Genomic DNA, 26,571 nt, shown 5'->3' on the forward strand with positions numbered 1-26,571 from the left:
GCTACTGGGCGCATCTGCTGCAGGCCCGCTACACGCAGGACCTGAACCGCGACTGGGACGTCGGCCTGCAGGCCGGCCTGCTGTACGGCAAGGGCGGCGCGCTGCAACGCACGGCCGGCGTGGAGCTGGGCTACCAGCTCGCGAAGGACCTCTGGATTTCCGCCGGCTACAACGTGGTGGGCCTGCGCGACCGCGAGCTCACGGCCAACGAGTACACCAGCAAGGGCGCCTACATCCGCCTGCGTTTCAAGTTCGACGAGACCGGGCTGGGCTTCGCGCCGGCCGGTGCGGCGGACGCCACGCGCAAGAACTTCTCCCCGCTACCGCAAACGACCATGCCCGCTCGCGACACCCCGCCCGCAACGACCCTCGACCGGGAGGCCCCATGACGCGAGGCGCATCGTTGCTGAGGCCGCGCGGCGCGGCCTCCGTCGCCGCCCGCGCAGCACGCGCCGTGGTGGTGCTCGCGCTGTCCGTTCTGTCGTGGGCGCTGCCTGCGCATGCCGTGCAGCGCAGCATCCTCAATCCGTCCTTCGAGACACCGACCGTCACAGGCGGGGCCTGCTACGCCTTCGTCAGCCAGTCGCTGGCGGGCGGCTGGCTCACGACCGAGACGGTCACGAGCAGCACGGGCCTGTGCACCGTGGCCACTGGTTCTGGCGGCCTCTTCGAATACTGGGCCAACGGTTTCGGCGGCGTGTTCGCGGACAACGGCGCCAACCATATCGAACTCAATGCCTTCAACCCGGGGCGGGTCAGCCAGAACCTGTGCCTGGTGACGGGCGATCAGGTGGCCTGGCAGTTCTCGCACCGGGCGCGGGACGCCGGCCTCGGCGCGGGAAGCCAGGACGTGGCGCTGTTCAGCGTGGACAGCAGCGCCAACAGCGTGCGCACGGCGCGCACCAACACCGTCGGCGGCATCTCCACGCTGGCCGGCGATTGCCCGGCGAACAGCGGCGGCGTGACCGGCAACAGCTGCACGGTGAGCACGGTGGGCAACTGGGGCCGCTACAGCGGCAGCTTCACCTGGGCCGGCAGCTCGGGCGCGCACGACATCGGCTTCGCGGCGATCTCGAACTCCACCAACAACCCGGGCGCGGGCAATTTCCTGGACAACATCCAGTTCACGCTCAAGCCGATGGTCGAGTTCGACAGCGCCTCGGCCAGCAGCTACGTGGTGGCGGAGTCGGCCGGCACGGTGACGCTGAAGCTGCGCGTGGCGGGCATCGTGCCGGCAGGCGGCGTGCAGGTGCCCTTCACCGTCAGCGGCACGGCCACCAGCGGCTCGGACTACACCGCGCTGGGCACGGCCAGCCTCACGGTGCCGGCGGGCAACTACGGCGCGGGCACCGTGGTCAATGCCAGCCCGACGCTCACGCTCATCGACGACGCATCGGTGGAGGAGACCGAGACGGTGGTCTTCACCCTCGGCGCGTCGACACCCTCCAGCCCCTATGTGCTGTCGTCGACCAGCACCTGCGGCGGCGCCGCCGTGGCCGCGACCACCGTGACCATCCTCGACAACGATGTCGCTGTCACCCTGACCAAGGCCATCGTGGGCGTGCCGGTCGACGGCGGCGTGTTCAACCTCCAGATCACCGGCGGCGCGCCCTCGGGCGGCACCAACCCGGCGAACGACGTCGGCCACGGTGGCACCACCGGTGCCGTGCGGGTGGCCACCGGCGCCACCGTCACGCTGGCGGAGACGGCCGGCACCGCGACGCTGCTGTCCAACTACATCCCGGCGCTGGCGTGCACCGACGGCAATGGCGCCGCCGTGACGGTGAGCGGCAGCGGCACCAGCCGCACCGTCGCCACGCCGATCACCGGCACCACCACGGCCACCGCACCCACGGCCGCCGCGCGCACCCTGAGCTGCACCTACACCAACACCATGCGGCCCAAGGTCACGGTCGAGAAGGTGTCGGTGGGCAGCACCGGCACCTTCAACTTCTCGCTCGCCGGCGTCACCACCCCCACCGACTCGGTGACGACCGCGGCATCGGGCACGGCCGTGGCGTCGACGCAGGCCCACGTCGGCACCGTCGGGACGGCCGCGACCCTCACCGAGGTGGCGGCGTCGGCCGCGGGCTACACGACCACCGCACGTTGCGTGGATGGCGGCAGTGCCGTCACCGGCAACACGACGCCGGTCACGGGCACCGGCACCGCGATCACCATTCCCGCGGCCAACATGAAGGCCGCGGCGGACTACACCTGCACCTTCACGAACACCGCCGTCTCGGCGCTCAAGCTGGTCAAGACGGGCAGCACGCCGAGCTTTGCCGTGGGCGTGCCGGCCAGCTACACCCTGACGCTGAACAACACGGGCGTGTTCCCCACACAGGCCGACACCGTGATCACCGACACCGTCCCGGCCACGCTCACGTTGGGCACGATGCCCGCGGGTTGCAGCGCGGCCGGCCAGGTCGTCAGCTGCACCGTGCCGACAGGCCTGCCGGCCGCCACGGGCACTGCGTCGTTCGTGATTCCGGTGACGCCGCTGGCCGCGGCCGTGCCGAGCGTGAGCAATACAGCGACGGCCAACGGCGGCGGCGACCCGGCGTGCGTCGGCAGCGGCAACTGCACCAGCACGCTGGCCACGCCCGTGCGGGCGCAGCCGCGCGTCACGGTGCGCAAGACCACCAGCAACGGCACGGGCAGCAACGTCTTCGGCTACACCCTCACCGGCGTCAGCAATCCCGCCGACACGATCACGCTCAGCGGTGCGACGACCGTGGCGTCGACGGTGGTGCACACCGGCACGGTCGGCGTCGAGGCGACCCTCGCGGAGTCGAGCGTGCCTGCCGGCTGGCCCGCCAACCCGGCCGCCGTCAGTTGCCTGGACTCGGCCGCCGCCACCAGCGGCAATGTGACGACCAACCTGGCGACGCTGTCGGGCGACACCGCCACGCTACCGGCGAGCGTGATGAAGGGCGGTGCGGTCATCACCTGCACCTTCACCAACACGGCGACGCCGATCGTCGCGCTGGGCAAGACGGCGCCGGCCACGGTGGCACCGGGCGGCGCCATCGCATATGGACTGAGCCTGGCGAACACGGGCGCGGTCGCGACGGGCACAGCGGTGGTGGTGCGCGAGCAGTTGCCGCCGGGGGTGATCGCCACGTCGGTCACGCTCGGCGCGGGCGTGACCGCGGTCAACTGCGGCACCTTGCCCAGCGCCGCCGGTGCGGCACTCACCTGCACGATGACCATCACGGCGGGCATCCCGGCCATGACCGGCGTGCGTGGCTTCACGCTGAATGCGACGGCGCCCACCGCGCCGGCGCTGGCGGCTTCGGGCACCGTGCTGACGAACGCCGCCAACACGCGCGTGATCGGTGCCGGCACGCCCGCGACGGCGCCGGGCGCGGCCTGCGCGTTCGACGCGACGGTGAGCTGCGCGAGCGCGAGCACCACGATCGTCGTCGGCGCCGGCGCCATCGGGCAGTCGGGCGTGCGCACCGTCACCGACAACCAGTTGGCCGACGGCGGCGCGCAGGACGTGCTCGAGGCCCTGGTGCGCGATGCGGCGCAGAACCCGGTGGCCGGTGCGACGGTGAGCTTCGCCGCGACCGCCAACGTGGCGTTCGGCGGCGGCGCCGTGGGCGCGGCCGGCAGCTGCACCACCGGCGCCGACGGCACCTGCCAGGTCACCGCCACCAGCACCCTGGTCGGCCTCAAGAGCAGCGCCGTCGGCATCGCGGCGGGCACGGTCGGCGGCGCCTTCACCGCAGGCGGCGGCACCTACCACGCCAGTCCGGCGACCTACAGCTTCGTGCTCGGGCCGCCGAGCGCCGCGATGTCGGGCCTGCGCGTGGTGACCGACAACGCGCTGGCCAACGGCGCCGCACAGGACGTGCTGCAGGTGCTCGTCCGCGATGCCGGCGGCAATCCCGTCGGCGCCGGCACGGTCGTGAGCTTCGGCGCCACGCCGGACGTGGCGTTCAACGGCGGTGCCGTGGGCGCCGCCGGCACCTGCACCACCGCGGCCACCGGTCTCTGCCAGGTGACGGCCACCAGTGCGGTGGCCGCCGTCTACGGCGCGACGCCGGTCACCGTCGGCGGTGCGGCCCTGGCCGGCACCTTCACCGCGAGCGGCAACAGCTACCTGCCGAGTCCGCAGCCCTACCGGTTCGGGGCCATGCCCACGGTGACGATCCGCAAGACCTCGCTCAACGCCATCGGAACCTTCGACTTCACCGGCACCAACGGCGTCGGGGCCCTGAGCATCTCGACCCTGGTGGATGGCTCGCCAGCGGCAGGTGCCACCCGGACGCTGACGGCGCCGAACACCGCCATGACGCTCACCGAGGCGGTGCCCCCGGCCGGCTTCAGCCTGACCGCGGCCTCGTGCACCGGCATGGGCGCCGGCGGCACCGCCACCCTCAGCGGCCGCGTGCTCAGCCTCAATGCGGCAGCAACGCCGCCGGGCAGCAACCTGGTCTGCACTTTCACCAACACCGGCTCGACCTCGGTACCGCCGCCGATCCCGCCGACGATCATGTGCACCACCGATGCCGCGGTCTTCAACACCGGCTACGGTCCCAGCGGCCCGCTCACCTCGGGGCGCGACACGGTGTGGGAGTCCGGCGAAGGCACGGCGACGGGCGGCCCCGCCAGCGTGGCCACCTGGCAGCGGGCCTACATCGGCAACCAGGCACCGGCCAACTGGATCAATTCGCCCTTCGGGAACGCCAACTGGAACTCGAACTACACGATCGCCGGGCAAGGTCCCAACAACGTGGACGTGTACCACCGCTTCACCTTCAACCTGGCGCCCTCGGTCACGCCCTCGAGCTTCTCGCTGAAGCTGGACTTCTATTCCGACAACTCGGTGGCCGAGGTGTTCGTCAACGGCGTCTTGCAGACCGTCCCCGGCGTGCCGCAGAACCCCGGGAATCCGTACTTCCACGTCGGCTTCGTGGCCGGTGCCGCGGCCAGCGCCACGCTGGCCAGCAACTGGCACACCGGCACCAACACGGTGGTCGTCCACATCAAGAGCGGTCCCGGTGCCGAGGGTTTCCTCGCACAGACCACGACCTCGGCCGTGTGCGCGCCGCCGACGGTGACGCTGTCGAAGACCACCACCGGCAGCGCGGGCGGGCCCTTCGGTTTCTCCCTGACGAACACCGCCCAGTCCAGCGGCAGCGCCACCACCGCGGCAGCCGGCACGCCGGTGCAGGTCGACGGCGACACGGCCACGGCGGGTCTGCAGGCATTCACCGCGACGGCCGTCGGCACGGCGGTGACCCTCACGGAGGCGGCCGTGCCGGGGTGGAATCTGGCGAGCGCGAGTTGCACCGACGCCGGGGTGCCGGTCGGCAGCCTGGGAACGGGTGCCGCCGCGCGGACGTACACGATCCCGGCGGCGAGCGTGCAGTACGGCAAGTCGCTGCAGTGCGTCTTCACGAATTCGGCGTCGGCGACCGTCACGACCCGCAAGATTTCCATCGGCAACGTGGGCAGCTTCGGCTTCACCGGCGACAACGGGCTCGCGGCCCAGAGCATCGTGACGGCCACGGCCGGCACGGCGGCCGCGGCGGGCATCCAGACCCTGGCCGCCCCTGCCACGGTGACGACCCTCACCGAAGATCCGCCGCCGCCGAACTATGCGCTGACGGGGGTGGCCTGCACCGGCCTGGGCGCCGGCGGGTCCGTCACGCCGGACCTGCCGAACCGCAAGGTCACGCTGGATGCCGCCGCCACCGCCGCAGGCAGCAACATCGTCTGCACCTTCACCAACACCTACACGCGGCCCTACCCGAAGGTGCAGATCGTCAAGACCACCGTCGGCGGTACCGGCAGCAACGTGTTCGGCTTCGCGCTGAGCGGCCTGTCGGCGCCAACGGACACGATCACGGTGGTGGGCACCGGCACGGCCAGCGGCAGCACGACGCTGATCGGCACGGCCGGGCTGGAGGCGTCGATCAAGGAGACCGTCCCGACGGGCTGGCCGGCCAACCCGGTCAGCGCCAGCTGCGTCGACGCTGCCAGTGCGACGCCCACCGCCGCCTTCGGCACGCTGGTCGCCAACCAGCTGACCCTCCCGGCGGCGAACATGGTGGCCGGCGCAGACATCACCTGCACCTTCACCAACAGTTTCGGCTTCAGCGTCGGCGGGCGCGTCTTCAACGACAACGGCGTGGGGGCGGGACAGCGAACGACGGGCGCTTCAACGGCGGCGAGGCGGGCATCGCGGGTGTCACCGTGCGGCTGACGAATTGCGCGGCGACGGTGCTGGCCACCGCCGTGACCGACGGGGCCGGCAACTACGCGCTCGCCGTGCCGTTCGCGACGGCCGCGGCGGCACCGCTCTGCGTGGAGGAGACGAACCCCGCCGCCCCCTCGGCCTGGATCTCGACCGGCGCCTCGGCGGGCGGCACGGCGCTGCCGTCGGGGACGGCCACCACGGTGGCGGGCACCGCCTACACCTACACCCGCAGCGGCACGCCCGACCGCATCGCCTTCGCCTGGAACGGCAGCGGCCATGCCGGCCTCGACTTCGGCGACGTGCCACCGAACACCTTCGCCGCCGACGGCGCCAGGACCGGCCTGCCGGGCAGCACCGTGAGTTACCCGCACACCTTCATGGCGCAGACCCGGGGCGTGGTGCGCTTCGGCATCCCCGACGAGGTCGCCACGCCGACGCTGGCGGGCTGGAGCGGCACGGTCTTCGCGGACCCCGGGTGTACCGGGGCGCTGCAGGCGGGCGCCCAGAAGCTCTACCCGCCCTCGATGCCCGTCTATGTCTCGGCGGGCGAGAGCGTGTGCATCGTGATGCAGGAATTCATTCCCGCCACCGCGATGAACGGCTACAGCGACGACGCCACCGTGCAGGCCCGCTTCGACTTCGCCAGCGCAGCACCGGGGCTGAATGCCACCTACACGGTGCACGACATCACCACCGTCTCCGACAGCGTGCTCGCGCTGAAGAAGGAGGTGCGCAACGTCACGCAGGGCGGCAGCTTCGGCATCAACAACCAGGCGAAGTCGGGCGAAACCCTGGAATACCGCATCACCTACACGAACAACGGCGTGTCGCCCATCGGCACCCTGAGCGTGAACGACACCACGCCCAGCTACACCCGCTTCGGCAGTGCGCAGGCCGACAGCACGCCGGCCACGCTGACCGCCTGCCAGAAAACCACGCCGGCGAACCCGGCGCCGGGGCCGACGGTGGCATGCGCCACGGCGCAGCCCGCAGGCGGCACGGGGGCGCTGAGCTGGCACTTCACGGGGGTGCTTTCGCCCGGCGCTTCGGGCGCGGTGCTGTTCACCGTGGTGGTGGATTGAGGGAGCGTGAACCGGGAAACGTCTGCGCGGCCGTCGGTCGACGGCGCACGGCGCTTCTCTCCGGCATGCGCCGCTAGCCGATGGTGGCGAGCAGCAGGGCCTGCATCATGAATCGGCGGTTGTCGGACTCGGCGGCGGCATCCGGCACGACGGCATCGGCCGGCGCGAGATCCCGGGCCAGCGCCAGCGCAGGGTGGCTGCCGTCGGCAAGGCCGCGGTAGACCGGCACGCCCGCATGGGTTGCCAATTCGGCCGCGGTGGCCGGCGCCGTGGTGCCGACGTCGATGGCGTCGTACATGCGCCCCAGCATGCGGGCGATGCGGGCGCACTCGCCGACCGTCGGCGGTGGCTCGCCGAGGCTGACCCGCGCCACGCGCACCCCGAGGTCGGCCGCGGCGTCGTGCAGCACCGACACGGTGGCGCCGCTCGCCGGCTGAAGCACGGCCAGGTTCTTGCCCTGAAGCAGCGGCGGCGCCGGATGGCCGGCGACCGAAGCCGCCTTGAGTCGGCTGGCGAGATCGAGCAGCTCTTTCGCGCCGGCTGCGTTCAGCAAGGTGTCGGACGCGAGGGCGCGCAGGGCGGGAGACGGTGGATGCGAAGTCACGGCTGCGAGGGTACGGATGCCTGCGGCCGCCGGGTTGACGCCCGTCAAGGCGGCGTCATCGCGGATGGTGTCGGTGCGGCGCCGGAGGTTTAGGACACGATTCGGACATAAAACTTCAACCACTGTTACCGACTCGGCGGCCCCGTTGTCGGTCGTGTTGCATTGTCTTCGTACGCTCCTCCCATCGACCCGCACCGGAGCCCACCATGCACGCAGACACCCCCCGCCGCACCGCCGCAGACCAACCCGCCCAGCGCATCGCCACGATGCTGCAACTGCTGCAGGACGCGCTGCCGTTGCAGAAGCGCCTGGTGCACGCCGGCGACGTGGTCTGCCAGGTCGGCCAGCCCTTCCAATGCCTCTATGTCGTCAATGCCGGCTTCTTCAAGATGGTCAACCTGTCGGACGAGGGGCGCGAGCAGGTCGTCGGCCTGCACTTCCGTGGCGACTGGCTCGGGCTGGACGGCATCGCCACCGGCCGCTACGGCTGCGACGCCGTGGCCATGGACACCGGCGAGGTCTGGGCGATCCCGTACGACACGCTGATCGAAGCCAGCATCCGGACGCCGGCACTGCTGGGCGCGCTGCACCAGGCCATGAGCCGCGAACTGGCGCGCGACCATGACTCGATGGCGTCGCTGTGCACGCTGCCGGCCGATGCCCGCGTCGCGGGCTTCCTGCGGTACTGGGCCGATGCCGTGTCGCAGCGCGGCCTGCGCGCCGACGAGATCACGCTGCGCATGACGCGCGCCGAGATCGGTAACTACCTGGGCATGACCCTCGAGACGGTCAGCCGGGCGCTGTCGCGCATGGCGCGCGGCGACGTGATCCGCTTCAAGGAAAAGGGCCGGCGCGACATCCAGATCCCGAAGGTCGAGGCGCTGACCACCTTCATGCAGCAGGCCAGAACACCGTCGGCAGCGCTCGCGCTGCACTGAAAGTCGGCGGCCGTTGCGCCGTGTTTCAGGTGGTGGCGCGGCCGTGGGTGCGGCCCGACTTGCCTGGCTGGTAGAGCGCGCCTTCGGACGCCTGCGCCGGCCGCTCGCCGGATTGCGGGCCGGCTGGCCGCGCGGCCTTCCTGTCGCCCAGCGGCGGCATCCACGGTGTCTCTGCCGTCCCCACGCACGGCCCCGCGCAGAGCTTCAGGTCGCCGCCGCCCTCGGTCGCGGCACGCAGGATGGCGTCGGCCACCTCCATCGGATCGAGCATCGGCGTGGGCCGCATCGGCGCCACCCCGAGGTAGTTGGCGGCGTGCTCCGCGTGGGGCGTGTTCATCGCCGCTGGCTGGATCAGCGTGACGCTCACCGGGCGTTGGTCGACGCCCTCGATCTCGACCCGCAGCGTGTCGGTGAAGCTCTTGACCGCCAGCTTCGAGCAGGCGTACATGCCCTGCAGCGGCATCGGCGCTTCGCAGGCCTCGCTGCCCACGTTGATCAACGCGCCGCCCTGGCGCTTCAGGTAGGGAAGCGCCGCCAGCGAACCGTTCACGACGCCCCAGAAGTTCGTCTCGAAGAGCCGGCGGCTGTCGTCTTCGGTCACGGTGTCGAGCCGTCCGTAGATGGACACGCCGGCATTGTTGATCCAGGTGTCGATGCGGCCGAAGGCCTGGATGGCCGCCTGCGCGGCGGCTTCGAGCTGCTCGCGCGATGCGACGTCCGCCGGCACGGCGATCGACAGGCCGCCCGCATCGTCGATGTCGCGGGAGGCCTGGTACAGAACATCGCCGCTGCGTGCAACGAGCACCACCCGGGCGCCCCATGCGGCCGCCAGCCGGGCGGTGCACAGGCCGATACCGCTGGAGGCACCGGTGATGACGACGACCTGCTGGTCGAGCGGTAGAAGAGACGAAGCGCTCATGCAGCAGAGAGGGAGTTGACGTTTGTCAACTTTTTACCACCCTTCGGTGTCCCTGTTGGGAACAGCGGCGTATGCCGGGGAAAAAGCCGCGAACTCGTCCTACGTCGGCTTCAACGGCTTTGCAACGGGTGCTCAGGCCCTGCCGGCACCCGCGTCAGGTCGGCCAGCCAGACCTCCGCCTCGGAGTCGCTCGGTGCCCGCCAGTCCCCGCGCGGCGAGAGCGAACCGCCCGAACCCACCTTCGGACCGTTGGGCACGCAGGAGCGCTTGAACTGGCTGGTCTTGAAGAAGCGCCAGAGGAAGGTGCGCAGGTGGCCCACGATGGCGGCGAGGGTGTATTCGTTGCGTTCGCCCTGCAAGGCGTCGGGCCAGCTGCCGCGTGCGCGATCGCGCCAGGCGCTGTAGGCCAGGAAGGCCACCTTCGATGGCCGGAACCCGTGGCGGGTGATGTAGTAGAGGTGAAAGTCCTGCAGCTCGTAGGGGCCGATGGTGTCTTCCGTCCGTTGGCCGGGCTGTTCGGCCGATGCGTCGCTCGACGGCACCAGCTCCGGGCTGACCTCGGTCGCGACGATGGCGCGCAGCACGTCGCTGCCGTCGGCGCTCAGGATGGCGGCATCGGCCACCCAGCGCACCAGGTGCTTGATCAGCGTCTTGGGCACGCTGGCGTTCACGTTGTAGTGCGACATGTGGTCGCCCACGCCGTAGGTGCACCAGCCCAGCGCCAGCTCGCTCAGGTCGCCGGTGCCCACCACGATCGCGCCGTGGTGGTTGGCCAGGCGGAACAGGTGGCTGGTGCGCTCGCCGGCCTGCACGTTCTCGAAGGTGATGTCGTACTGCGGCATGCCGTCGGCAAAGGGGTGGCCCAGGTCGGCCAGCATCTGCCGGCAGCTCGGGCGGATGTCGATCTCCTTCGCCTGGCAGCCGATGGCCGCCATCAGCGCATGCGCCTGCTTCAGGGTGCGGCCGCTGGTCGCGAAGCCGGGCATCGTGTAGCCGAGGATGTCGGTGCGCGGGCGGCCCAGGCGGTCCATGGCCTGCGCGCACACCAGCAGCGCGTGCGTCGAGTCGAGCCCGCCCGACACGCCGATGACGACCTTCTGGATGTTGCTGGCCTCCAGCCGCTGCACCAGCGACTGCACCTGGATGTTGAAGACCTCCTGGCAGCGCTCGTCGCGCGTGGCGGCATCGGCCGGCACGTAGGGGAAGCGCTCCACGTTCCGGCGCAGCGCGCCGGGTTGTTGCGGCAGGCCGGGCAGGTCGAACTCGACCGTGCGCCAGTCGCGCAGGGCAACGGCGTGGCGCTGCGCCGAGACGCCGAAGGAGTTCTGCCGCATGCGCTCGTGCGCCAGGCGCTCGAGGTCGGCGTCGGCGGTGATCAGGTGGGAGCGGTTGCTGAAGCGCTCGCTCTCGGCCAGCAGCTCACCGTTCTCGTAGATCAGCGCCTGGCCGTCCCAGGCCAGGTCGGTGGTCGATTCGCCGATGCCGGCCGACGAGTACAGGTAGGCCGCCAGGCAGCGGGCCGATTGCAGGCTCACCAGCTTGTGCCGGTAGTCCGCCTTGCCCACCGTGATGTTCGAGGCCGACAGGTTGACCAGCACCGTGGCGCCGGCCAGCGCCGCGTAGCTCGAGGGCGGGATCGGCACCCACACGTCTTCGCAGATCTCGACGTGCAGGGTCATTAGCGGCAGGTTGCGCGCCTTGAAGATCAGGTCGGTGCCGAAGGGAACGCGCTGGCCGCACAGGGTGATCTCGCGGGAGACGGCGCTGTCGGCGGCCGCGAACTGCCGGCCTTCGTAGAACTCGCCGTAGTTCGGCAGGTAGGTCTTGGGCAGCACGCCGAGCAGCGCCCCGTCGGCGACCACCGCCGCGCAGTTGAAGAGCCGATGGTCGGCCCGCACCGGCAGGCCGACCACGGCGACCGTCGGCAGGCCGCGCGAGGTCTCGATGACCTCGGCCAGCGCCGCCTCGCAGCCTTCGAGCAGTGCGGTCTGATGGAACAGGTCGTCGCAGGTGTAGGCAGAGATGCCCAGCTCCGGGAAGGCCACCAGCATGGCGCCTTCGGCCGCGGCCTCCCGGATCATGCGCACGGTCTCGCGGCCGTTGAACACCGGGTCGGCGACGCGATTGCGCGGCACTGCCACGGCGAGCCGGGCGAAGCCGTGGGTGTAGGGGTTGTCGAAGGAAAGGTCGGCGGTCGATGCGGAGCTCATGGCCGCCATCGTATGCGTCATTGCGGTGGCGGGTCACGCGCGGGGTCGTCCGCGGTGTGCAAGGCGGCCGTGCGGTACAGGTCGACCGCCCACCACGTCGGCAGGAGCGTGCGCACCTCGGGGCGGGCGAAGCGATCGTCCAGCAGGTAGAGCACACCGGCATCGCGCTCGGTGCGGATCACGCGGCCGGCCGCCTGCACCACCTTGCGCAGGCCGGGGTAGAGGTAGGTGTAGTCGTAGCCCCGCGCGTCGCCGAAGCGGGCGTCGAGGCGCTCGCGCATCACCTCGTTCATCGCATCGTGCTGCGGCAGGCCGAGGCTGGCGATGAAGGCGCCGATCAGCCGGTCGCCCGGCAGATCGATGCCCTCGCCGAAGGCGCCGCCCAGCACCGCGAAACCCACGCCCCGGCCGCCGGCGCGAAAGCGCGCCACGAAGGCCTCGCGCTCGGCCTCGCGCATGCCGGTCGACTGGGTCCAGCTCGGCACCTCGGGGTGCTCGCGCACGAAGCGCGCATGCGCCTGCTCGAGGAAGTCGAAGCTGCTGAAGAAGGCGAGGTAGTTGCCGGGCCGACGCCGGTAGGTCTGGCCGATCAGCGCCGTGACCTGCGGCAGGGAATGCGGACGGTCGCGGTAGCGCGTCGAGACATCGGTGACGATGCGCACGTCGAGCTGGTGCGCGTGGAACGGTGATGCCACGTCGACCTCGGCCGTGTCCTGCGGCAGCCCCAGCATGTCGCGGTAGAAGGCGAAGGGCGCGAGCGTGCCGGAGAAGCACGCCGTGGTCATCGACGCCGCGAAGCGCGCCCGCAGGAAGGGCGCCGGCACCAGGTTGCGGATCGCCAGGCGCCCCGCCGTGTCGGTGGTCGGCCGCATGCTCTCGAAGACGGAGTGATCGGCCAAGGCATCGGCCAGCCGCGAGAAGTGCAGGGCGTCGAAGAAGAAGCGCTGCAGCGGGCCGTGCGCGGTCTCGGGCGCCTCTGCGAAATGCTCGGCCAGCACGGCGACCGCGTCCTGCAGCGCCGGGTGCAGGCGCTCGGGCACCGCGCCGTGCGCGAGGTAGGTGTCGGCCTGGTCGCGTTGCAGCGCGCGCCACTCGCGGCGCAGTCGGTCGAGGGCCGGGCGCACGCCGGCAGGCGCCACGCCGCGGGCCTGGTCGAGCGCGGCCGGGTCGAGCGGGGCCGAGTACATGCCGCGCGCGCGTTCGAGCAGGTTGTGCGCCTCGTCGACCAGCACCGCCACCTGCCATTCCTCCTGCTTCGCCAGCGCATAGAGGAAGGCGCTGCTGTCGAACCAGTAGTTGTAGTCGGCCACCACCACGTCGCTCCAGCGCACCATCTCCTGGGCGAGGAAGTAGGGGCACACGGTGTGGGCGAGCGCGACGCGGCGCAGCGTCGCGGTGTCCAGCCGTGGCTGGCCGACCGCCTCGGCGCGCGCCGCGGGCAGGCGGTCGTAGAAGCCGCGCGCGAGCGGGCAGGCGTCGCCGTGGCAGGCGCGCCCGGGGTGCTCGCAGACCTTGTCGCGCGCGGTGAGTTCGAGCACGCGCAATGAGGCCGCCGCCCGCGCACTCAGGCCGATGCCTTCCAGTGCGATCGCGCGGCCCGAGGTCTTGGCGGTGAGAAAGAAGAGCTTGTCGGTGCCTTGCTGGACCCAGCCGCGCAGCAGCGGAAAGGTGGTGGCGACCGTCTTGCCTATGCCCGTGGGTGCCTGCGCGATCAGGCAGCGCCGTGTCGATGCGGCGCGGTACACGCCCTCGGCCAGTTCGCGCTGACCGGCGCGAAAGCCGGCGTGCGGGAAGTCGAGCGCGTCGAGCTGCCTGGCCAGCACGGCGCGGTGCTCGGCTTCCTGGCGTGCCCACCCCATGTAGCGGCGGCAGAGGGTCTCGAAGTGCGCGCGCAGCGCGTCGGCGTCGCAGTGTTCCTCGAGCACCGTCTCTTCGCCGCTGGCGATGTCGAGGTAGACCAGCGCCACATCGACGGCGGGCAACGCCCGCGCGCGGCAGAGCATCCAGCCATAGGTCTTCGCCTGGGCCCAGTGCAGCGCGCGGTGGTGGGTGCGGATGGCGGCGAACTCGCCGCGGAAGGTCTTGATCTCCTCCACGCGCAGCCGTTCGGCGTCGAAGCCGTCCGCCCGGCCACGCACGCGCAGGCCTTCGAATTCGAGGGACAACGAGACCTCGCGCTCGTAGTCCGCGTCGCGCCGCGCCTGCACCAGCAGATGCCCGGCCACGCCTTCCTGCGCGCTCGGCGCCGGGACGAAGCGGAAGTCCAGGTCACCGGCCTTGGCGCCGAAGGCGCAGAGCGCGCGCACAGACACCGGCTGCAGCGGGGCGGCGTCGGTGTCGGCGGGTGCATCGGAGGTCACTGGATGAATATACAGCCCGATGGGCCAACCGGCCACCGCGCCCGCCGAGCCGTACGGACTGCGCCCTGGGGACCGCGCTCAGCGTGCCGCGTGCAGCACACGCACCATCGCGCGTTCCAGTGCCTCGCGGGTGTACGGCTTCTGCAGCAGCTCGCGCCCCGCCGATGTGTCGGCCAGTTCCTGCGAAAAGCCCGACATCAGCAGCATCGGCAGCTGCGGCCGCCGGTGCTCGACGTGCTGGGCGAGTTCGGTGCCGCGCAGGCCGGAGCCGAGGGAGATGTCGCTCAGCAGCAGGTCGAAGGCGGTGTCGGCGTCGAGCACCTCGATCGCGGCTTCTGCGTTGGCGCAGGGCGTGACCGTGCAGCCCATCGCTGCGAGGAACTGCTGCGCGACCTGCCTGACTTCGGCATCGTCTTCGACCAGCAGCACCCGCAGCCCGGGGGGCAACCGGCCGCCCGCGTCGGTCTCGGGTCCGTCGATGTCGTCCTCGTCGCCCAGTTGCGGCAGATAGAGCGTGATGGCCGTGCCGACGCCCAGCGTGCTGCGCAGGCCGATCGCGCCGCGCGACTGCTTGGCGAAGCCGTAGACCGTCGACAGGCCGAGGCCGGTGCCGCGGCCGACTTCCTTGGTGGTGAAGAAGGGCTCGAAGGCATGTTCCTGCACCGCTTCGGACATCCCGGTGCCGGTGTCGGCGACGGTGATCGCGACGTAGCCGCTCTTCGGGCGTTCGGTGGCTTCGGCGAGCAGTTCGGGTGGCAGTGCCGGCACGCTGCGGCAGGTGAAGGCCAGCGTGCCGCCCTGGGGCATGGCATCGCGCGCGTTGATGGCGATGTTGAGCAGGGCGGATTCGAGCTGCACCGGGTCGGCCAGGCACAGCGCCTCGTCGGTGTCCAGCGCGATCGCGATGCGCTGGTCCAGCGTGCGGCGAAGCATGTCGCCCAGCGAGTGCAGCAGGGCGGCGGCGTCGATCACCGTCGGCTGCAGCACCTGGCGGCGCGAGAAGGCGAGCAGCTTGCCGGTGAGTTCGGCGCCGCGGCGCGCGGCGCGCGTGGCCGCACCGAGGAGCTGCTGCGCCATCGGCTCGGCGACGTAGCCGGGCATCTCTTCCAGCACCTGCAGGTTGCCGGAGATCACCGTCAGCAGGTTGTTGAAGTCGTGCGCGATGCCGCCCGTGAGCTGGCCCACGGTTTCCAGTCGTTGGGCATGGTTGAGAGCCTCTTCGCTTTTCTCACGCTGCAGCAGTGTCGCCAGCAGGCTGGCGAGCGAATCGAGGAAGCGCAGTTCGTCGTCGCCCAGGCGCTGCAGCGATGCGCAGCGCACCGCCAGTGCGCCGATGGTCCGGCCGCGATCCGACAGCGGGACGGCCAGGAGATGGCCGGCGTCGGCGGCGCACGAAGGCGAAGGGCTCGACCGTGCGGAGTCGCCGGTGGTGACCACGCGGGTGGCGAGTTCGAGCACATCCCGGGGCACGTTTGGGCCGGCGAACTTGTTCGCCGTGAGCCCGATACCGGCAGCGAGGCGAAAGCTTAGCCCGTCGGGCTCGAGCAGCAGCACCAGCGCGGCATCGGCCCCGAGCGCTTCGGCGGCCATGGCCGGCACCTGCGCGAGCAGCGCCTGGGTGTCGCGCGCGTCGACGGCGAGTCGACCGAAGTGCGCGAGGTGTTCCGCATAGCGCGCACGTTGCAGCGCCTGCTGCACGCGCGGGTAGCTGCCGACATCGCGAATGGCGGCCACCACGTAGGGCAGCCCGTGGTCGTGCAGGGGGCTCAGGGCGATCTCGACGCGCACTTCGGAGCCGTCGCGCCGCCTGGCGACCAGGTCCATCTGGGTGCCCATGGGACGGGAGCGCGGCTGCTCGCCGTAGGCGTGGCGGTAGGCGGCGTGGCGCGGGCGCACCGCGTCGGGCACGAGCGCCTCGACCGGCAGGCCGATCAGCGCGTCGCCGCTGTAGCCCAGGAGGTCGACGGCAAAGGGGTTCGCCAGGACGATGGTGCCCTCGGCGTTCACCAGCAGCAGCGCGTCGGGATAGGCCGCGAAGATCGAACGGAAGACCTTGCCGTCCTCGATGTCGAAGCTGAAGGGCTTGTGTTCCATGCGGGGGCGGCCGTTCAGGCCGTGTCGACCCGTGGTGCGAACAGATAGCCCGCGCCGCGTACCGACTTGATGAGCTGCGGGCTGTCGGCATCGCGCTCGAGCTTGCGGCGCAACCGTCCGATCTGCACGTCGATGGTCCGGTCGAAGGGACCGCCATCGCGCCCGCGGGTGCGTTCGAGCAGGTAGTCGCGTGAAAGCACCCGGCCCGGCGCGTCGCTCAGGGTGTGCAGCAGGTCGAACTCGCCGCTCGTGAGCACGACCTCGTGGCCTTGCGGCGCCATCAGCCGCCGTGCCGCGATGTCGAGCTCCCAGCCCTCGAAGCGCTTCACCGAGGGCGGTGGCGCGGGTGCCACCGCCGCCGCGCTCGCGGGTGTCGGTGCCGGCACGATGCGGCGCAGCACCGCCTTGATGCGGGCCAGCAGCTCGCGCAAGTCGAAGGGCTTGGTGACGTAGTCGTCCGCGCCCACCTCCAGGCCGACGACCTTGTCGACCGCGTCGCCGCGCCCGGTCACGATCACGAGGCCGCATTGCCAGTGTTCACGCAGCTGCCGGGCGATGGCGAAGCCGTCCTCCCCGGGCAGCCCCAGGTCGAGCAGCACCAGCACCGGGGCGTCGCGTGCCATCAGGGCGAGCAGGTCGGGGCCGCGGTGCAGCTGGCTGACGCGAAAGCCGTGGCCCTGCAGGTAGGTCGCCAGCAGCCGGGTGATGTCTTCTTCGTCGTCGAGGACGGCCAGATGGAGGAGGGAGGTCACTGCGGCATGTTAGCGCCTGCGCATGACCTTCCGCCACCAGGGAATCAGTGGGGCGTGTGCGCCTCGAACGCGGTCTGGCAGGCCGCGCAGCGCACGGCCGTGGGCTGCGCGAACAGCCGGGCGCGCGGAATGTCCTCGCCGCAATCGATGCACACGCCGTAGTCGCCCGTGCTCATGCGGTGCTCCGCGAGCGCGATATCCCGCACGGTGGCACGGTCGATCGCCGCTTCGGCCATGCGCATGTCGTCGACACGCTCGGTCTCGGCTTCGTCGGCCCGGTCATGCACCTCGGGGGCGACTTCGGTAGGCACGTCGACCTCGCGGAGTTCGTCGAGGGCCTGACGGCGCATCGCTTCGAGCTGACCGGCGAGGCTGACGAGGTCGGAGGGGCTGAGGTGCTTCATGGTGCAGTTCCTGAATGACGGGGCGGGGGCGGCGGGCGCGGCCGCTACGCTTCGACGATGAGGTCGTTGATCACCGCGGTGACGCCGGGGGCCGACCAAGCGGCGCCCTGAATGGCGGCGCGCTCGGTCCACGAATGCACGACGCCGCTCAGCGTGACCTCGGAGCCGCGCACCCCGACCTGGACGTGATTCGCCTGCCGGTCCGCCTGGCGCGCCAGGGCATCGTGGATGTTCTTCTCGACGTTGTGCGGGTCGAGCCGCGGCCGGATGTGGATGGCGTTGGTGACGCCGGTCACGCCCATCAGGTTGCGCACGGCACTTTCGGCCGCCTGCCGCTGGTAGCGCCATTCGACTTCGCCGTCGAGCGTGATCCAGCCGTTGTCGACCATCACCCGCACCTTGTCCTTCGGAACGAGCACATGCCACATCAGGCCGCGTTCGGCCGCCAGGGCGATGTCGGCGTCGCTGCGCTCGGCGTCGGCAGGCAGCTTGACGCTGAGGTCGATGGCCAGCGCCTTGACGCCCCGGACCCGCTGTGCCGCGTGTTCGGCGGCCTCTTTCTCGGCGTGGCTGGCGAGTTGGCCGGTGAGGGTCACCACGCCGTCCTTGACGATCACGCCGACCGTCGTGGCCTGGATGGCCGGGTCCCATTCGAGTTCGGCCATGACGTCGCGTTGGAGTTGTGCATCGGCTTTCATAGGGGTCTCCGGGTGGGTCGAAGTGAGGGGGGAATGGCGCGGCGGCTATTCGATGGACAGCGCGCCGCTGGGCAGGTGGACGCGCAGCGGCTTTTCGTCGGCGGTCTCCCGCACCGGTTCGGCCGGTGGCTCCGGGGCGCGCACCAGCAGCACGGGCACCGGCGACAGACGCAGCACATATTCCGCGCTGCTGCCCAGCACCAGGCGGCCGACGCCGCGGCGGCCGTGCGTGCCGATGACGATCACGTCGGCCGGCCACGTCTTGGCTTCGGACACGGTGAGTTCGTGCACGCGGCCTTCGACGCTGTCGTAGAGCACCGTCTCGGCTTCCAGGCCGGCAGCGGTGACCTGGGCCTTCGCGTCCTCGAGCACCTTGCGGCCGCCCTCGCGCAGGGCGCTCATCCAGTCGCCCGAATAGCCGGAGTAGGCGTCCATGGCGAGTGCGAAGGACAGGTCGTCCACGACGTGGATCAGCCGCAACTTGCCGTTGGTGAGGCGCGCGAGGCGGATGGCCTCTTGCAGGCCGCGATCGGACGTCGGACTGCCGTCGACGGGAACCAGGATTCGTTGGTACATGGAGGCGCTCCGTGGTGAGGAAGGCGTTCAGTATGGAAGCCGGAGGGTGACGACGGCTTGACGCGCGTCAAGCCATCGGGGGGCAGCGCCGGGTGCGCGGCTGAACGACGACCGCACGCAGGGCTGGGGCCCGTTCGGGCCGTGGCGCTCGGCACGGCCGCTGCTTGACAAAGCACTTCACAATGCAACATATTGCGGAAAGTGTCATGAAATGTGTCTTAAACAAGGGGTCGCAACTCCTGGCGATGCATAAGCGCGAAAAAGTCCCTCGGCCTTCGTGGCGGTAGCGACTACAAACCCGTCATCAAAGATTCACCGGAAGCACTATGACGAGTTCTGGACGATTGGCACTGAGTGTGAACGAGCTGGAGGAAGGCGAGTTTCACTATGTCTTGCTCGAGGCAGTCACGATGCCCGGAGAGCTGCTTTGTTTCCGACCCCGCGAAATGGGGGAGCGGGGCCACAACAGCCCCATCGACGCATGGTTCTCGGGTCTTGGCGTCGTGAGACGGCTCGAGGAGCGCTGACGCCGGGAGGGGCCCGTGGCAGCCTTGCCGCGTTGGCCGGATCGTTCTTTTTTGCGCCGCAGCCATCGTTTCCCTGTCTCGGACGGAATCGGTACTCGGTGCTTGATTCTTCCCCTTCGACGAGGGGTACCGTAAGGCTGCGATGGATTTCGAACTGTTTGTGGCGTTGTTCTGTGTGATCGGCATCGGGTGGCTCACGATCGTGCCGACCTACCGTGGATGGGGACATCTCGAACAGAAGATGGCCGAGCGTGTCGAGACGACCATCGCCGCCCTGGACGAGCCCGATTGATTCCCGCCGCGCGCAGGGCCGGCCCGCTGGGCGTTCGCCGGTTCTTGGATGCTGAGCGCGGCTTGTCTGCGCCGTGGCACGCCGCTGTGGCGCATCTGTAGTGCTTTGGACCTCGATGCTCGATGACGTGGACGAGCATCTGTGGCGGCGGGTGTAGGACGAGGAGGCATCTGTGACATTGATCACACAGCGTTTCTCGAGTTGTCCGCATGATGCGGACATGCACAAACTCATCGCACTTCTTCTGGGTCCGTTGGCGATGGCCGCATTGGTCTACAGCTTCGGCTTTGTTTCCATCCTGGTGTGCTTCGCCCTGGCACTGGCAACGCTCGTGTTCTCCAACGGACCGGGTGATGAGGAATCGGCCCGTTATGCCGCGGCCGAAGGTGCCGGCGAGCCCTCGACTTTCATGGGCGGACTCTGAGCGCCTCGGCGCCCTGTCGCGGACTCCTCGGCCCGCTCACGGCACCGGTCTTCTTCAGGCGTATTGCGGCTGTGCTTCGCTCGCAGCCCGGGAGCGCGCCGACACACGCCGAGCATCCACCAGACGCGCCGTGAGCTGCGCCGTCATCTCGACCAGGGCGGCGTCGCGCCGGCGTTCTTCTTCGCTCAGGCTCCTGCAGGGCGCATAGAGCGTGCCATAGTTTCGGCCGTCGGCCAGCAGCACCGGAACACGAATGAAGCACCGCCCCAACGGGCCGAACACCTGCCGGCAGACGGCCAGCACATAGACGTCGCCCGTCGCATCGTCATGGAATCCGCTGCGTGGCGGCATGATCGTCGCAGGCCTTAGCGGGGATTCGTCGCGCAGTTCGGCGACGAATGCCGCGTCGGTGCCGTGCTGCTCCTTCAACAGCGTCAAGACCTTTCGCACCGTCTCGTCGGCCATCGGATCGCGTGACTGCGGTGTGGTGACCACCAGATCGCAGGCCGTCACCTCGAGCGCGCCGAGGGAATACTCGAAGGAGAAGGGTTGCGAAGCATCGGACATGGTGGTCATCGGGATTCGGGCAGAGGCCTCTATTGGAAACCCGAAGCCGTCGAAAATGAATACCTTCGTGTTCCTGAAAACGGGCGTATTTCACGCAATGTATCGCTAAAGCGAACCAAGGTACTCATCGCCGAGCCGTTAGCATTTGCGCATGTCCCGCCATGTCGGCGGGGCCAACCACATGATCGAGCCCCCTCATGTCCCCCGAAGCTTCCCTGACGACGAGTGCTTGTCCGCTGTGCGTGGAACTGGTGAAGCACTCGGCCCGCGAGACGCCGCCGCATGCATCCCTGCGCCTGCTGAGTGCCAAGCCGTGGGCCGAGACGTTGAACCGGCGCGCGGCGGGCGCACTGGAGACTTACGTGTGCCAGGCATGTGGCAAGGAGCGGGTGCGCGACACCAGTCCGAGCTATTCGGCGCGGTGGATGTAAAGGGATCTTCGGCGCGGCCACCCCGCGCTGCGTGCGGCGACTGGGTGCGCTCGGCGGTTTTTCAGATCGGATGTCGGAAATGAAAATGCCCCGCTACGTGAGTAGCGGGGCATTCAGTCGCCTTGCGGCTAATTTTGGCTCCTCGACCTGGGCTCGAACCAGGGACCTACGGATTAACAGTCCGGCGCTCTACCAACTGAGCTATCGAGGAACAAGCCTCAGATTATAGCGTGGTTTTTGGGCCTCTTTGAAGAGGTGCGATGTTGCGCTGCAAAGTTTTTACAACGCTGCCGTGACGGCGAGTCGCAGCGTCCGCGGCGCACCGGGAAAGAGGTAGACGTGGCCGTACTGGTAGGGCGACTCTTTCCAGTAACGCTTGTCGGCGAGGTTCTCTATGCCGAAGGTCCATCGCGTGGCCACACCGCTGATCTTCGTGTCGTAGCGCAGCGCCGCATCGAAGCGCGTCCATGCGGGCAGCGTGATCGATCCGTCCGGCAGGACGTTGCGGCGACCCTCGTGCGACATCTGGCCCTGCAGCTCGAGGCCGGGGATGGTGGCGATGCGGTAGGCCGCTTGTGCCCGGAGGACTTGGCGCGGTACGTTGGTGGGGCGTTGGCCATTGATCGCCGTGTCGCCGCTGCCGCTGCGCTTCGCATCGATTAGCGTCAGGCCGCCCGCGAGGCGCCATGGGCCCTGCGTCCAGTCGCCATTGAGTTCGAGGCCGCGGTGTTCTGCCTTGCCGTCGTACTGCCCGGTGCACGACGCTCCCGTGTTGTTGCAGCTGTCGATGTTGGTCACGGGCCGTGAGATGTCGAACAGCGCCGCTTGCCAGTTGAGCGCGCCGGAGGTGCCCTTCAGGCCCAGCTCGCGCTGACGCGAGGTGAGGGCCGGCAGCGCCTCGCCGGCATTGCTGTATTGCGACACCTTGTTCGGCACGACCTGCGATTCCACACCTTCGCCCCAGCTGGCATAGGCCATGAGCCCCGGCTGCAGCGCATAACTGACCGCGACCCAGGGCGTCGTGAGGCCGTCCTTGTAGCCTGTGGGGCGGGAGCCATCGGTGCGCACGCTGTCGCGGTCGAGCCGCGTGTGGCGCACGCCGAGCCAGGTGGTGAAGCGGTCGTTCCAGCGGATCGCATCCTGCAGCGACAACTCGGTCGAACGCTCGTCGCGGTTGGTGTTGGCATCCGTCAGCGTCGGGTCGGCTGGAACGATCGCCGTGCCCCACACATTGCCGGTGCCGACGTAGTTGTAGGCCTGGTCCTGGAAGCGGTTGCGCACGCGGCTCGCCATGATGCCCATCGTGAGCTCGTGCCGCACACTGCCGGTCATCACGTTGCCCTTGAGGCTCAAATTGCCCGCGGTTTGCGTGCGGCGCTCATCGTCGCTGCGGAAGTCGTAGACGTCGTAGGTGCCGTCGGAACAGTAGCGGTCGTAGTTGCCCTCGGCGCCGCAGCCGAAGGCATAGGCGAGCCGGTCGTCGCTCTTGAGCCGCTGCTGGCCGACCTGCGCGCTCCAGCGCCAGTCGGCGTTGATCGCCTGCGTGAAGCGCAGCGTGCCGGTCAGCCCCTCGAACACCGAGGGCTGCGACCACGGCTGGTTGTTCAGGTTGATGCGCGGGTCGACCGGTGCCGGCAGCGTGTTGCCCAGCAGGCTGAAGCCGTTCTGGCTCGGCTGCGTCTTCTTGCTGTATTCGATCTCGGCCTCGATCACCGAGTCGCGCGTGATGCGCCAGTCGGTGGCGAGCGAAAACAGGTGGCGCTCGCCGTCGAGCGCGAAGGTGCGCGGCTTGAGGTCTTCGGTCGCGACGTTGATCCGGTAGCCGAACTGGCGGTCTTCACCGAAGCGCCCGCCCAGATCGACCGCGCCGAGCACGCTGCCGCGGCCCGACACCTCGGTGCGCACCTCGCGCAGGTCCTGCTCGGTCGGTCGCTTGACCACGTAGTTGACCAGGCCACCCGGTGCGCTGGTGCCGGCCTGGATGCCGCTGGTGCCGCGCAGGATTTCGACGCGCTCCTTGTTGTCGAGCGGGATGGCCGTCTCGGCGCTGATCGGCAGGCCCTCGCGCCGGTAGTTGAAGCGGTTGTCCAGCACGAAGCCGCGCACCGTCAGGTAGTCCCAGTAGCCCGCCGAGTTGTACGCGTCGGTCACCGACGGGTCGAACTGCGTGAGGTCGGCGAGCCGCCGCGCGCCGCTGGCTTGCAGTTGCCGGTTGTCGATGACGGTGGCGGAGATCGGCACGTCCTTCAGCGGCAGATCGCCGAAGCCGCTGATGTCGGCCTGCGGCGGCGTGCTGCGTGCGTCCACGGTGACGGGGGCCAGGGTGGCCTCCTGGGCGTGCGCGACGGCACCCGTCATCGAGAGCAGGGCGGCCGCGACGGCCAGGGCGATGGAGGTGGGGCGAGGGGTGTGCATGGAATGTTTGGGTACGGGGAAGGAAGTCATCGGGATTCAGTGCGCCGCGGCGATGGCGGCGTTCAATCGCGCGGCCATCGCTTCGGGGTCGTCGGCCGCGATCAGCGCACGCACCATCGCGGCCGAGCCGACGCCGGTGGCGAGCACGGCCGGCAGCCGCTCGGCATCGATGCCGCCGATCGCGACCTGCGGGTAGCCGCGCAGCAGCCGCGCGTAGGCATCGAGGCGAGCCACGCCCTGTGGCGCCGTCGCCATCTGCTTGAGCGTGGTGGGGAAGACGGCGCCCATCGCGATGTAGCTCGGGCTCACCGTGTCGGCACGCACCATCTCGGCATAGCCGTGCGTGCTCACGCCCAGCCGCAGGCCGGCCGCGCGGATGCGCCGCAGGTCGTCGGGTGCGAGCGCCTCGAGGTCTTCCTGCCCGAGGTGCACGCCGTAGGCGCCCGCGGCGATGGCGGCCCGCCAGTGGTCGTTGATGAAGAGCCGCGCGCCGGTGCCTTGCACGGCCTGGACGGCAGCGGCGACTTCGCGGTCGATGGCGCCGGCGTCGGCCGACTTGAAGCGCAGTTGCACCGTCGGCACGCCGGCGCGCGCCATGCGGCCGACCCAGGCGGCGTCGGGCAGCACGGCATAGAGGCCGAGGCGCTCGGGGCAGGGCGCGAAGGCGTCGCTGCGTGCGCCGGGCGGGAAGGCGCCCATGCCGAAATCCGCCGGTGCGTCGGGCCAGGCCCGTGCGTCGAAGCGCCCGGTGCGCACGCTCTGCGCATGCCAGGCACAGGCCAGGCATTCGGCATCGGCGTCGATGAAGCCGAGCGTCATGCAGGCCAGCTTGGCGGCGCGGTACACCGGATGCTCGGAGCGAAATTGCACCGGTGGCGGCATGACCGTGCCGAAGCGTCCGGCATGCGCGGCGACGATCTCGGCGGCGTGTGGAGTGATGTCGTTCATGCGGCGTCGTGATGCCAGAAGGGCGTGCCGAGGACCGGCGTGCTGGGTTGTGCGGATGCCTGCGCCGCCATCGCGCCCGCGCGGTGCGCGCTGCGGCCGGCCCGCACCGCGTCGGCGAAGGCGCCGGCCATCGAGGCAGGGTCTTGCGCCAGCGCCACGGCGGTGTTGAGCAGCACGCCGTCGTAGCCCCACTCCATCACCTGGCAGGCATGCGAGGGCAGGCCGAGGCCGGCGTCCACCAGCAGTGGTACGTCGAGCCGCTCGCGCAGCAACTGCAGCGCATACGGGTTCATCGGACCCCTGCCGGTGCCGATGGGCGCGGCCCATGGCATGACGGCCTGGCAGCCGACGTCGACCAGGCGCTGGCACAGCACCAGGTCGTCGGTGCAATAGGGCAGCACCTGGAAGCCGTCGCGGATGAGCCGCGCGGCGGCGTCGACCAGGTTCAGCGTGTCGGGCTGCAGCGTGTAGTCGTCGCCGATCAGCTCGAGCTTGATCCACGGCGTGTCGAACAGTTCGCGTGCCATCTGCGCGGTCGCGATGGCTTCCTGCACGCCGTGGCAGCCGGCGGTGTTGGGCAGCACCGGCACGCCGAGTTGCTTGAGCAGGCGCCAGAAGCCGTTGTCGTCATGGCCGCCGGTGCCGGGCACGGCGGTCTGCCGGCGCAGTGATGCCGTGAGCATGGCCGGCCGCGCGCGGCGCACCGCGGCCTCGAGCACGTCGGGCGAGGGGTAGCGCGCCGTGCCCAGCAGCAGGCGGCTGGGGAAGGTCTGGCCGTAGAGGACCAGCGGGTCGTCGGGTGTCGATGCGTTCATGGCGTTCTAGCCTCCGGTCACCGGTCGGATGACCTCGATGCGGTCGTCGTGCTTCAGCGCGTGCACGGCATAGGCCGAGCGCGGCACGAACGCGCGGTTCACCGCCACTGCGTAGGGCGGCACGGCGTTCATCGCGGCCAGGGCGTCGGCCACCGTGGCCGGCTCGGGCAAGGCGTGCGGGGTGTCGTTGATCAGCACCTTCATGCCGCCGTCTCCATCGGCAGGCCGAGCCGCTCGGCCAGTGCCGAATGCCCGGTGGCCAGCACCTCCAGCGCCATGTCCAGCATCGCGGGCGCGATCATGAAACCGTGCCGGTAGAGGCCGTTGATCTGCAGCACGCGCGGGCGCGGTTGGCGTATCGCCGGCAGGTTGTCGGGCAGCGTCGGCCGGCACTGCGTCGCGATTTCCAGGATGCGCGCTTCGGCGAAACCGCTGTGCACCGCATAGGCTGCGCTCAGTAGTTCGAGCGTCGAGCGCACGCTGGCCGGCGACAGGTCGGCCGACTCGATCTCGGTCGCGCCGATGACGAACACGCCCTCGGGCTTGGGCGCGATGTAGAGCGGGTAGCGCGGGTGCACCAGCCGCACCGGCCGCGTGATGGCGACCTCGGGCGCGTGCACGCGGACCACCTCGCCGCGCACCCCGCGCACGGCCGGCCACTGCGGGCGGGCGCCGAGTCCGCGGCAGTCGATCACGCGTTCATGGGGTTCGGGCGAAAAGTCTTCAGGCGAACGGGCGTCCTGCCAGTGCAGGCGCACGTTCGGCATCGCCTCCAGCGCGGCGCGCAGCGCACCGAGCAGCGCGCGGTTGTCGAGCTGGCCTTCTTCCGGTAGGAACAGGCCCTGCGCGAAGCGGGTGCCCAGGGCCGGCTCCAGCGCCGCGATGCGATCGGCATCGACGCGCTGCATCGCCGGCAGGGCGGGCACCTGTTGGCCGGTGCATTCGAGCACCCGCGCCAGGCGCGCCGCCTCGGCTGCGTCCTGCCGGTGCCACAGCACCAGCGTGCCCTCGCGCTGGAAGAAGACCGGCGTGTCGAGCGTGGCCAGCAGTGCCGGCCATCGCCCCAGCGCGTGGTGGCCCATGCGCACCACCGACGCGGGCGCCACGGCCGATTCGGCCAGCGGCGCGAGCATGGCGGCGGCCACGCGCGCCGCGGCCCCGTCGGCCTCCGGGCCGGCCGTATCGAACACGTCGACCTGGCAGCCGGCGCGCGCCAGGCCGAGCGCCATCAGGCGGCCCATCAGCCCGGCGCCGAGCACGGCGGCTGCATCGAAGGGCAAGGCACTCATCGCATCGCCGCG

The 26,571-nt window shown here is 70.2% G+C and carries 21 protein-coding genes and 1 tRNA gene; 6 read left to right on the forward strand and 16 right to left on the reverse strand.

What is annotated here, in order from left to right; all coding sequences use genetic code 11:
- Window positions 1–385 precede the first annotated feature (385 nt).
- Together N8A90_RS20270 and N8A90_RS20275 are read left to right on the forward strand one after the other, a co-directional pair.
- Entirely contained in the window at window positions 386–6,220 is a 5,835-nt protein-coding gene (locus N8A90_RS20270) for a beta strand repeat-containing protein (protein WP_262076838.1), read from the forward strand.
- Window positions 6,211–7,296 carry a hypothetical protein gene (locus N8A90_RS20275; protein ID WP_262076840.1) on the forward strand — a complete coding sequence of 362 codons (1,086 nt, stop codon included), beginning with the start codon at window positions 6,211–6,213 and terminating at the stop codon, window positions 7,294–7,296. The genes N8A90_RS20270 and N8A90_RS20275 overlap by 10 nt, the downstream gene beginning before the upstream one ends.
- Window positions 7,297–7,369: 73 nt before the next feature.
- On the opposite strand, the gene N8A90_RS20280 is transcribed toward N8A90_RS20275, so the two are convergent.
- On the reverse strand, window positions 7,370–7,900 hold the full coding sequence (locus N8A90_RS20280; protein ID WP_262076841.1) for an ornithine carbamoyltransferase: 531 nt from the start codon (window positions 7,898–7,900) through the stop codon (window positions 7,370–7,372).
- Window positions 7,901–8,106: 206 nt separating this feature from the next.
- Between N8A90_RS20280 and N8A90_RS20285 the strand changes: the two genes are divergently transcribed.
- Window positions 8,107–8,838 (forward strand): Crp/Fnr family transcriptional regulator, encoded by a 732-nt coding sequence (locus N8A90_RS20285; protein WP_262076843.1) that lies wholly within the window; start codon window positions 8,107–8,109, stop codon window positions 8,836–8,838.
- 25 nt (window positions 8,839–8,863) lie between these two features.
- Here the strand turns inward: N8A90_RS20285 and N8A90_RS20290 are convergent, their stop codons facing one another.
- The 8 genes from N8A90_RS20290 to N8A90_RS20325 all read right to left on the reverse strand — a co-directional run bounded on the left by N8A90_RS20290 (window position 8,864) and on the right by N8A90_RS20325 (window position 18,851).
- On the reverse strand, window positions 8,864–9,757 hold the full coding sequence (locus N8A90_RS20290) for an SDR family oxidoreductase (RefSeq protein ID WP_262076844.1): 894 nt from the start codon (window positions 9,755–9,757) through the stop codon (window positions 8,864–8,866).
- A 110-nt stretch (window positions 9,758–9,867) separates the two neighbouring features.
- Complete coding sequence (locus N8A90_RS20295; RefSeq protein WP_262076845.1) at window positions 9,868–11,967, reverse strand: NAD(+) synthase; 2,100 nt, start codon at window positions 11,965–11,967, stop codon at window positions 9,868–9,870.
- A gap of 17 nt (window positions 11,968–11,984) precedes the next feature.
- Window positions 11,985–14,327, reverse strand: coding sequence for an ATP-dependent DNA helicase (locus N8A90_RS20300; RefSeq protein ID WP_262076847.1), 2,343 nt, complete (start codon window positions 14,325–14,327; stop codon window positions 11,985–11,987).
- 78 nt (window positions 14,328–14,405) lie between these two features.
- Complete coding sequence (locus N8A90_RS20305; protein WP_262076849.1) at window positions 14,406–16,421, reverse strand: PAS domain S-box protein; 2,016 nt, start codon at window positions 16,419–16,421, stop codon at window positions 14,406–14,408.
- 14 nt (window positions 16,422–16,435) lie between these two features.
- Window positions 16,436–17,173, reverse strand: a complete 738-nt coding sequence (locus N8A90_RS20310; RefSeq protein ID WP_262076851.1) for a winged helix-turn-helix domain-containing protein — start codon at window positions 17,171–17,173, stop codon at window positions 16,436–16,438.
- 44 nt (window positions 17,174–17,217) lie between these two features.
- Entirely contained in the window at window positions 17,218–17,577 is a 360-nt protein-coding gene (locus tag N8A90_RS20315; RefSeq protein ID WP_262076853.1) for a TraR/DksA family transcriptional regulator, read from the reverse strand.
- A gap of 44 nt (window positions 17,578–17,621) precedes the next feature.
- On the reverse strand, window positions 17,622–18,275 hold the full coding sequence (locus N8A90_RS20320) for a BON domain-containing protein (RefSeq protein ID WP_262076854.1): 654 nt from the start codon (window positions 18,273–18,275) through the stop codon (window positions 17,622–17,624).
- 45 nt (window positions 18,276–18,320) lie between these two features.
- Window positions 18,321–18,851, reverse strand: coding sequence for a universal stress protein (locus N8A90_RS20325; protein ID WP_262076856.1), 531 nt, complete (start codon window positions 18,849–18,851; stop codon window positions 18,321–18,323).
- Window positions 18,852–19,520: 669 nt separating this feature from the next.
- Here N8A90_RS20325 and N8A90_RS20330 point away from each other — a divergent pair.
- Window positions 19,521–19,670 (forward strand): hypothetical protein, encoded by a 150-nt coding sequence (locus tag N8A90_RS20330; RefSeq protein WP_262076858.1) that lies wholly within the window; start codon window positions 19,521–19,523, stop codon window positions 19,668–19,670.
- A 220-nt stretch (window positions 19,671–19,890) separates the two neighbouring features.
- On the forward strand, window positions 19,891–20,094 hold the full coding sequence (locus N8A90_RS20335; protein WP_262076860.1) for a hypothetical protein: 204 nt from the start codon (window positions 19,891–19,893) through the stop codon (window positions 20,092–20,094).
- A 54-nt stretch (window positions 20,095–20,148) separates the two neighbouring features.
- On the opposite strand, the gene N8A90_RS20340 is transcribed toward N8A90_RS20335, so the two are convergent.
- On the reverse strand, window positions 20,149–20,670 hold the full coding sequence (locus tag N8A90_RS20340; protein ID WP_262076862.1) for a hypothetical protein: 522 nt from the start codon (window positions 20,668–20,670) through the stop codon (window positions 20,149–20,151).
- Window positions 20,671–20,858: 188 nt separating this feature from the next.
- Here N8A90_RS20340 and N8A90_RS20345 point away from each other — a divergent pair, with 188 nt between their 5' ends.
- Window positions 20,859–21,092 (forward strand): hypothetical protein, encoded by a 234-nt coding sequence (locus N8A90_RS20345; RefSeq protein WP_262076864.1) that lies wholly within the window; start codon window positions 20,859–20,861, stop codon window positions 21,090–21,092.
- 135 nt (window positions 21,093–21,227) lie between these two features.
- On the opposite strand, the gene N8A90_RS20350 is transcribed toward N8A90_RS20345, so the two are convergent.
- From N8A90_RS20350 to N8A90_RS20375, 6 genes are all read right to left on the reverse strand, one after another.
- Window positions 21,228–21,303: transfer RNA gene (locus N8A90_RS20350), tRNA-Asn, on the reverse strand.
- 68 nt (window positions 21,304–21,371) lie between these two features.
- Window positions 21,372–23,507, reverse strand: coding sequence for a TonB-dependent siderophore receptor (locus N8A90_RS20355; protein WP_262076866.1), 2,136 nt, complete (start codon window positions 23,505–23,507; stop codon window positions 21,372–21,374).
- Between the two features lie 36 nt (window positions 23,508–23,543).
- Entirely contained in the window at window positions 23,544–24,455 is a 912-nt protein-coding gene (locus N8A90_RS20360) for a thiamine phosphate synthase (protein ID WP_262076868.1), read from the reverse strand.
- Window positions 24,452–25,270, reverse strand: coding sequence for a thiazole synthase (locus tag N8A90_RS20365; protein WP_262076869.1), 819 nt, complete (start codon window positions 25,268–25,270; stop codon window positions 24,452–24,454). The genes N8A90_RS20360 and N8A90_RS20365 overlap by 4 nt, the downstream gene beginning before the upstream one ends.
- Window positions 25,271–25,276: 6 nt before the next feature.
- Window positions 25,277–25,474: a sulfur carrier protein ThiS gene (thiS, locus tag N8A90_RS20370; RefSeq protein WP_262076870.1), complete on the reverse strand. Its 198-nt coding sequence runs from the start codon at window positions 25,472–25,474 to the stop codon at window positions 25,277–25,279.
- Complete coding sequence (locus tag N8A90_RS20375) at window positions 25,471–26,559, reverse strand: FAD-dependent oxidoreductase (protein WP_262076872.1); 1,089 nt, start codon at window positions 26,557–26,559, stop codon at window positions 25,471–25,473. Before N8A90_RS20375 ends, thiS begins: the two co-directional genes overlap by 4 nt.
- Window positions 26,560–26,571 lie beyond the last annotated feature (12 nt).

Source organism: Variovorax sp. N23 (assembly GCF_025486315.1).
Lineage (GTDB): Bacteria > Pseudomonadota > Gammaproteobacteria > Burkholderiales > Burkholderiaceae_C > Variovorax.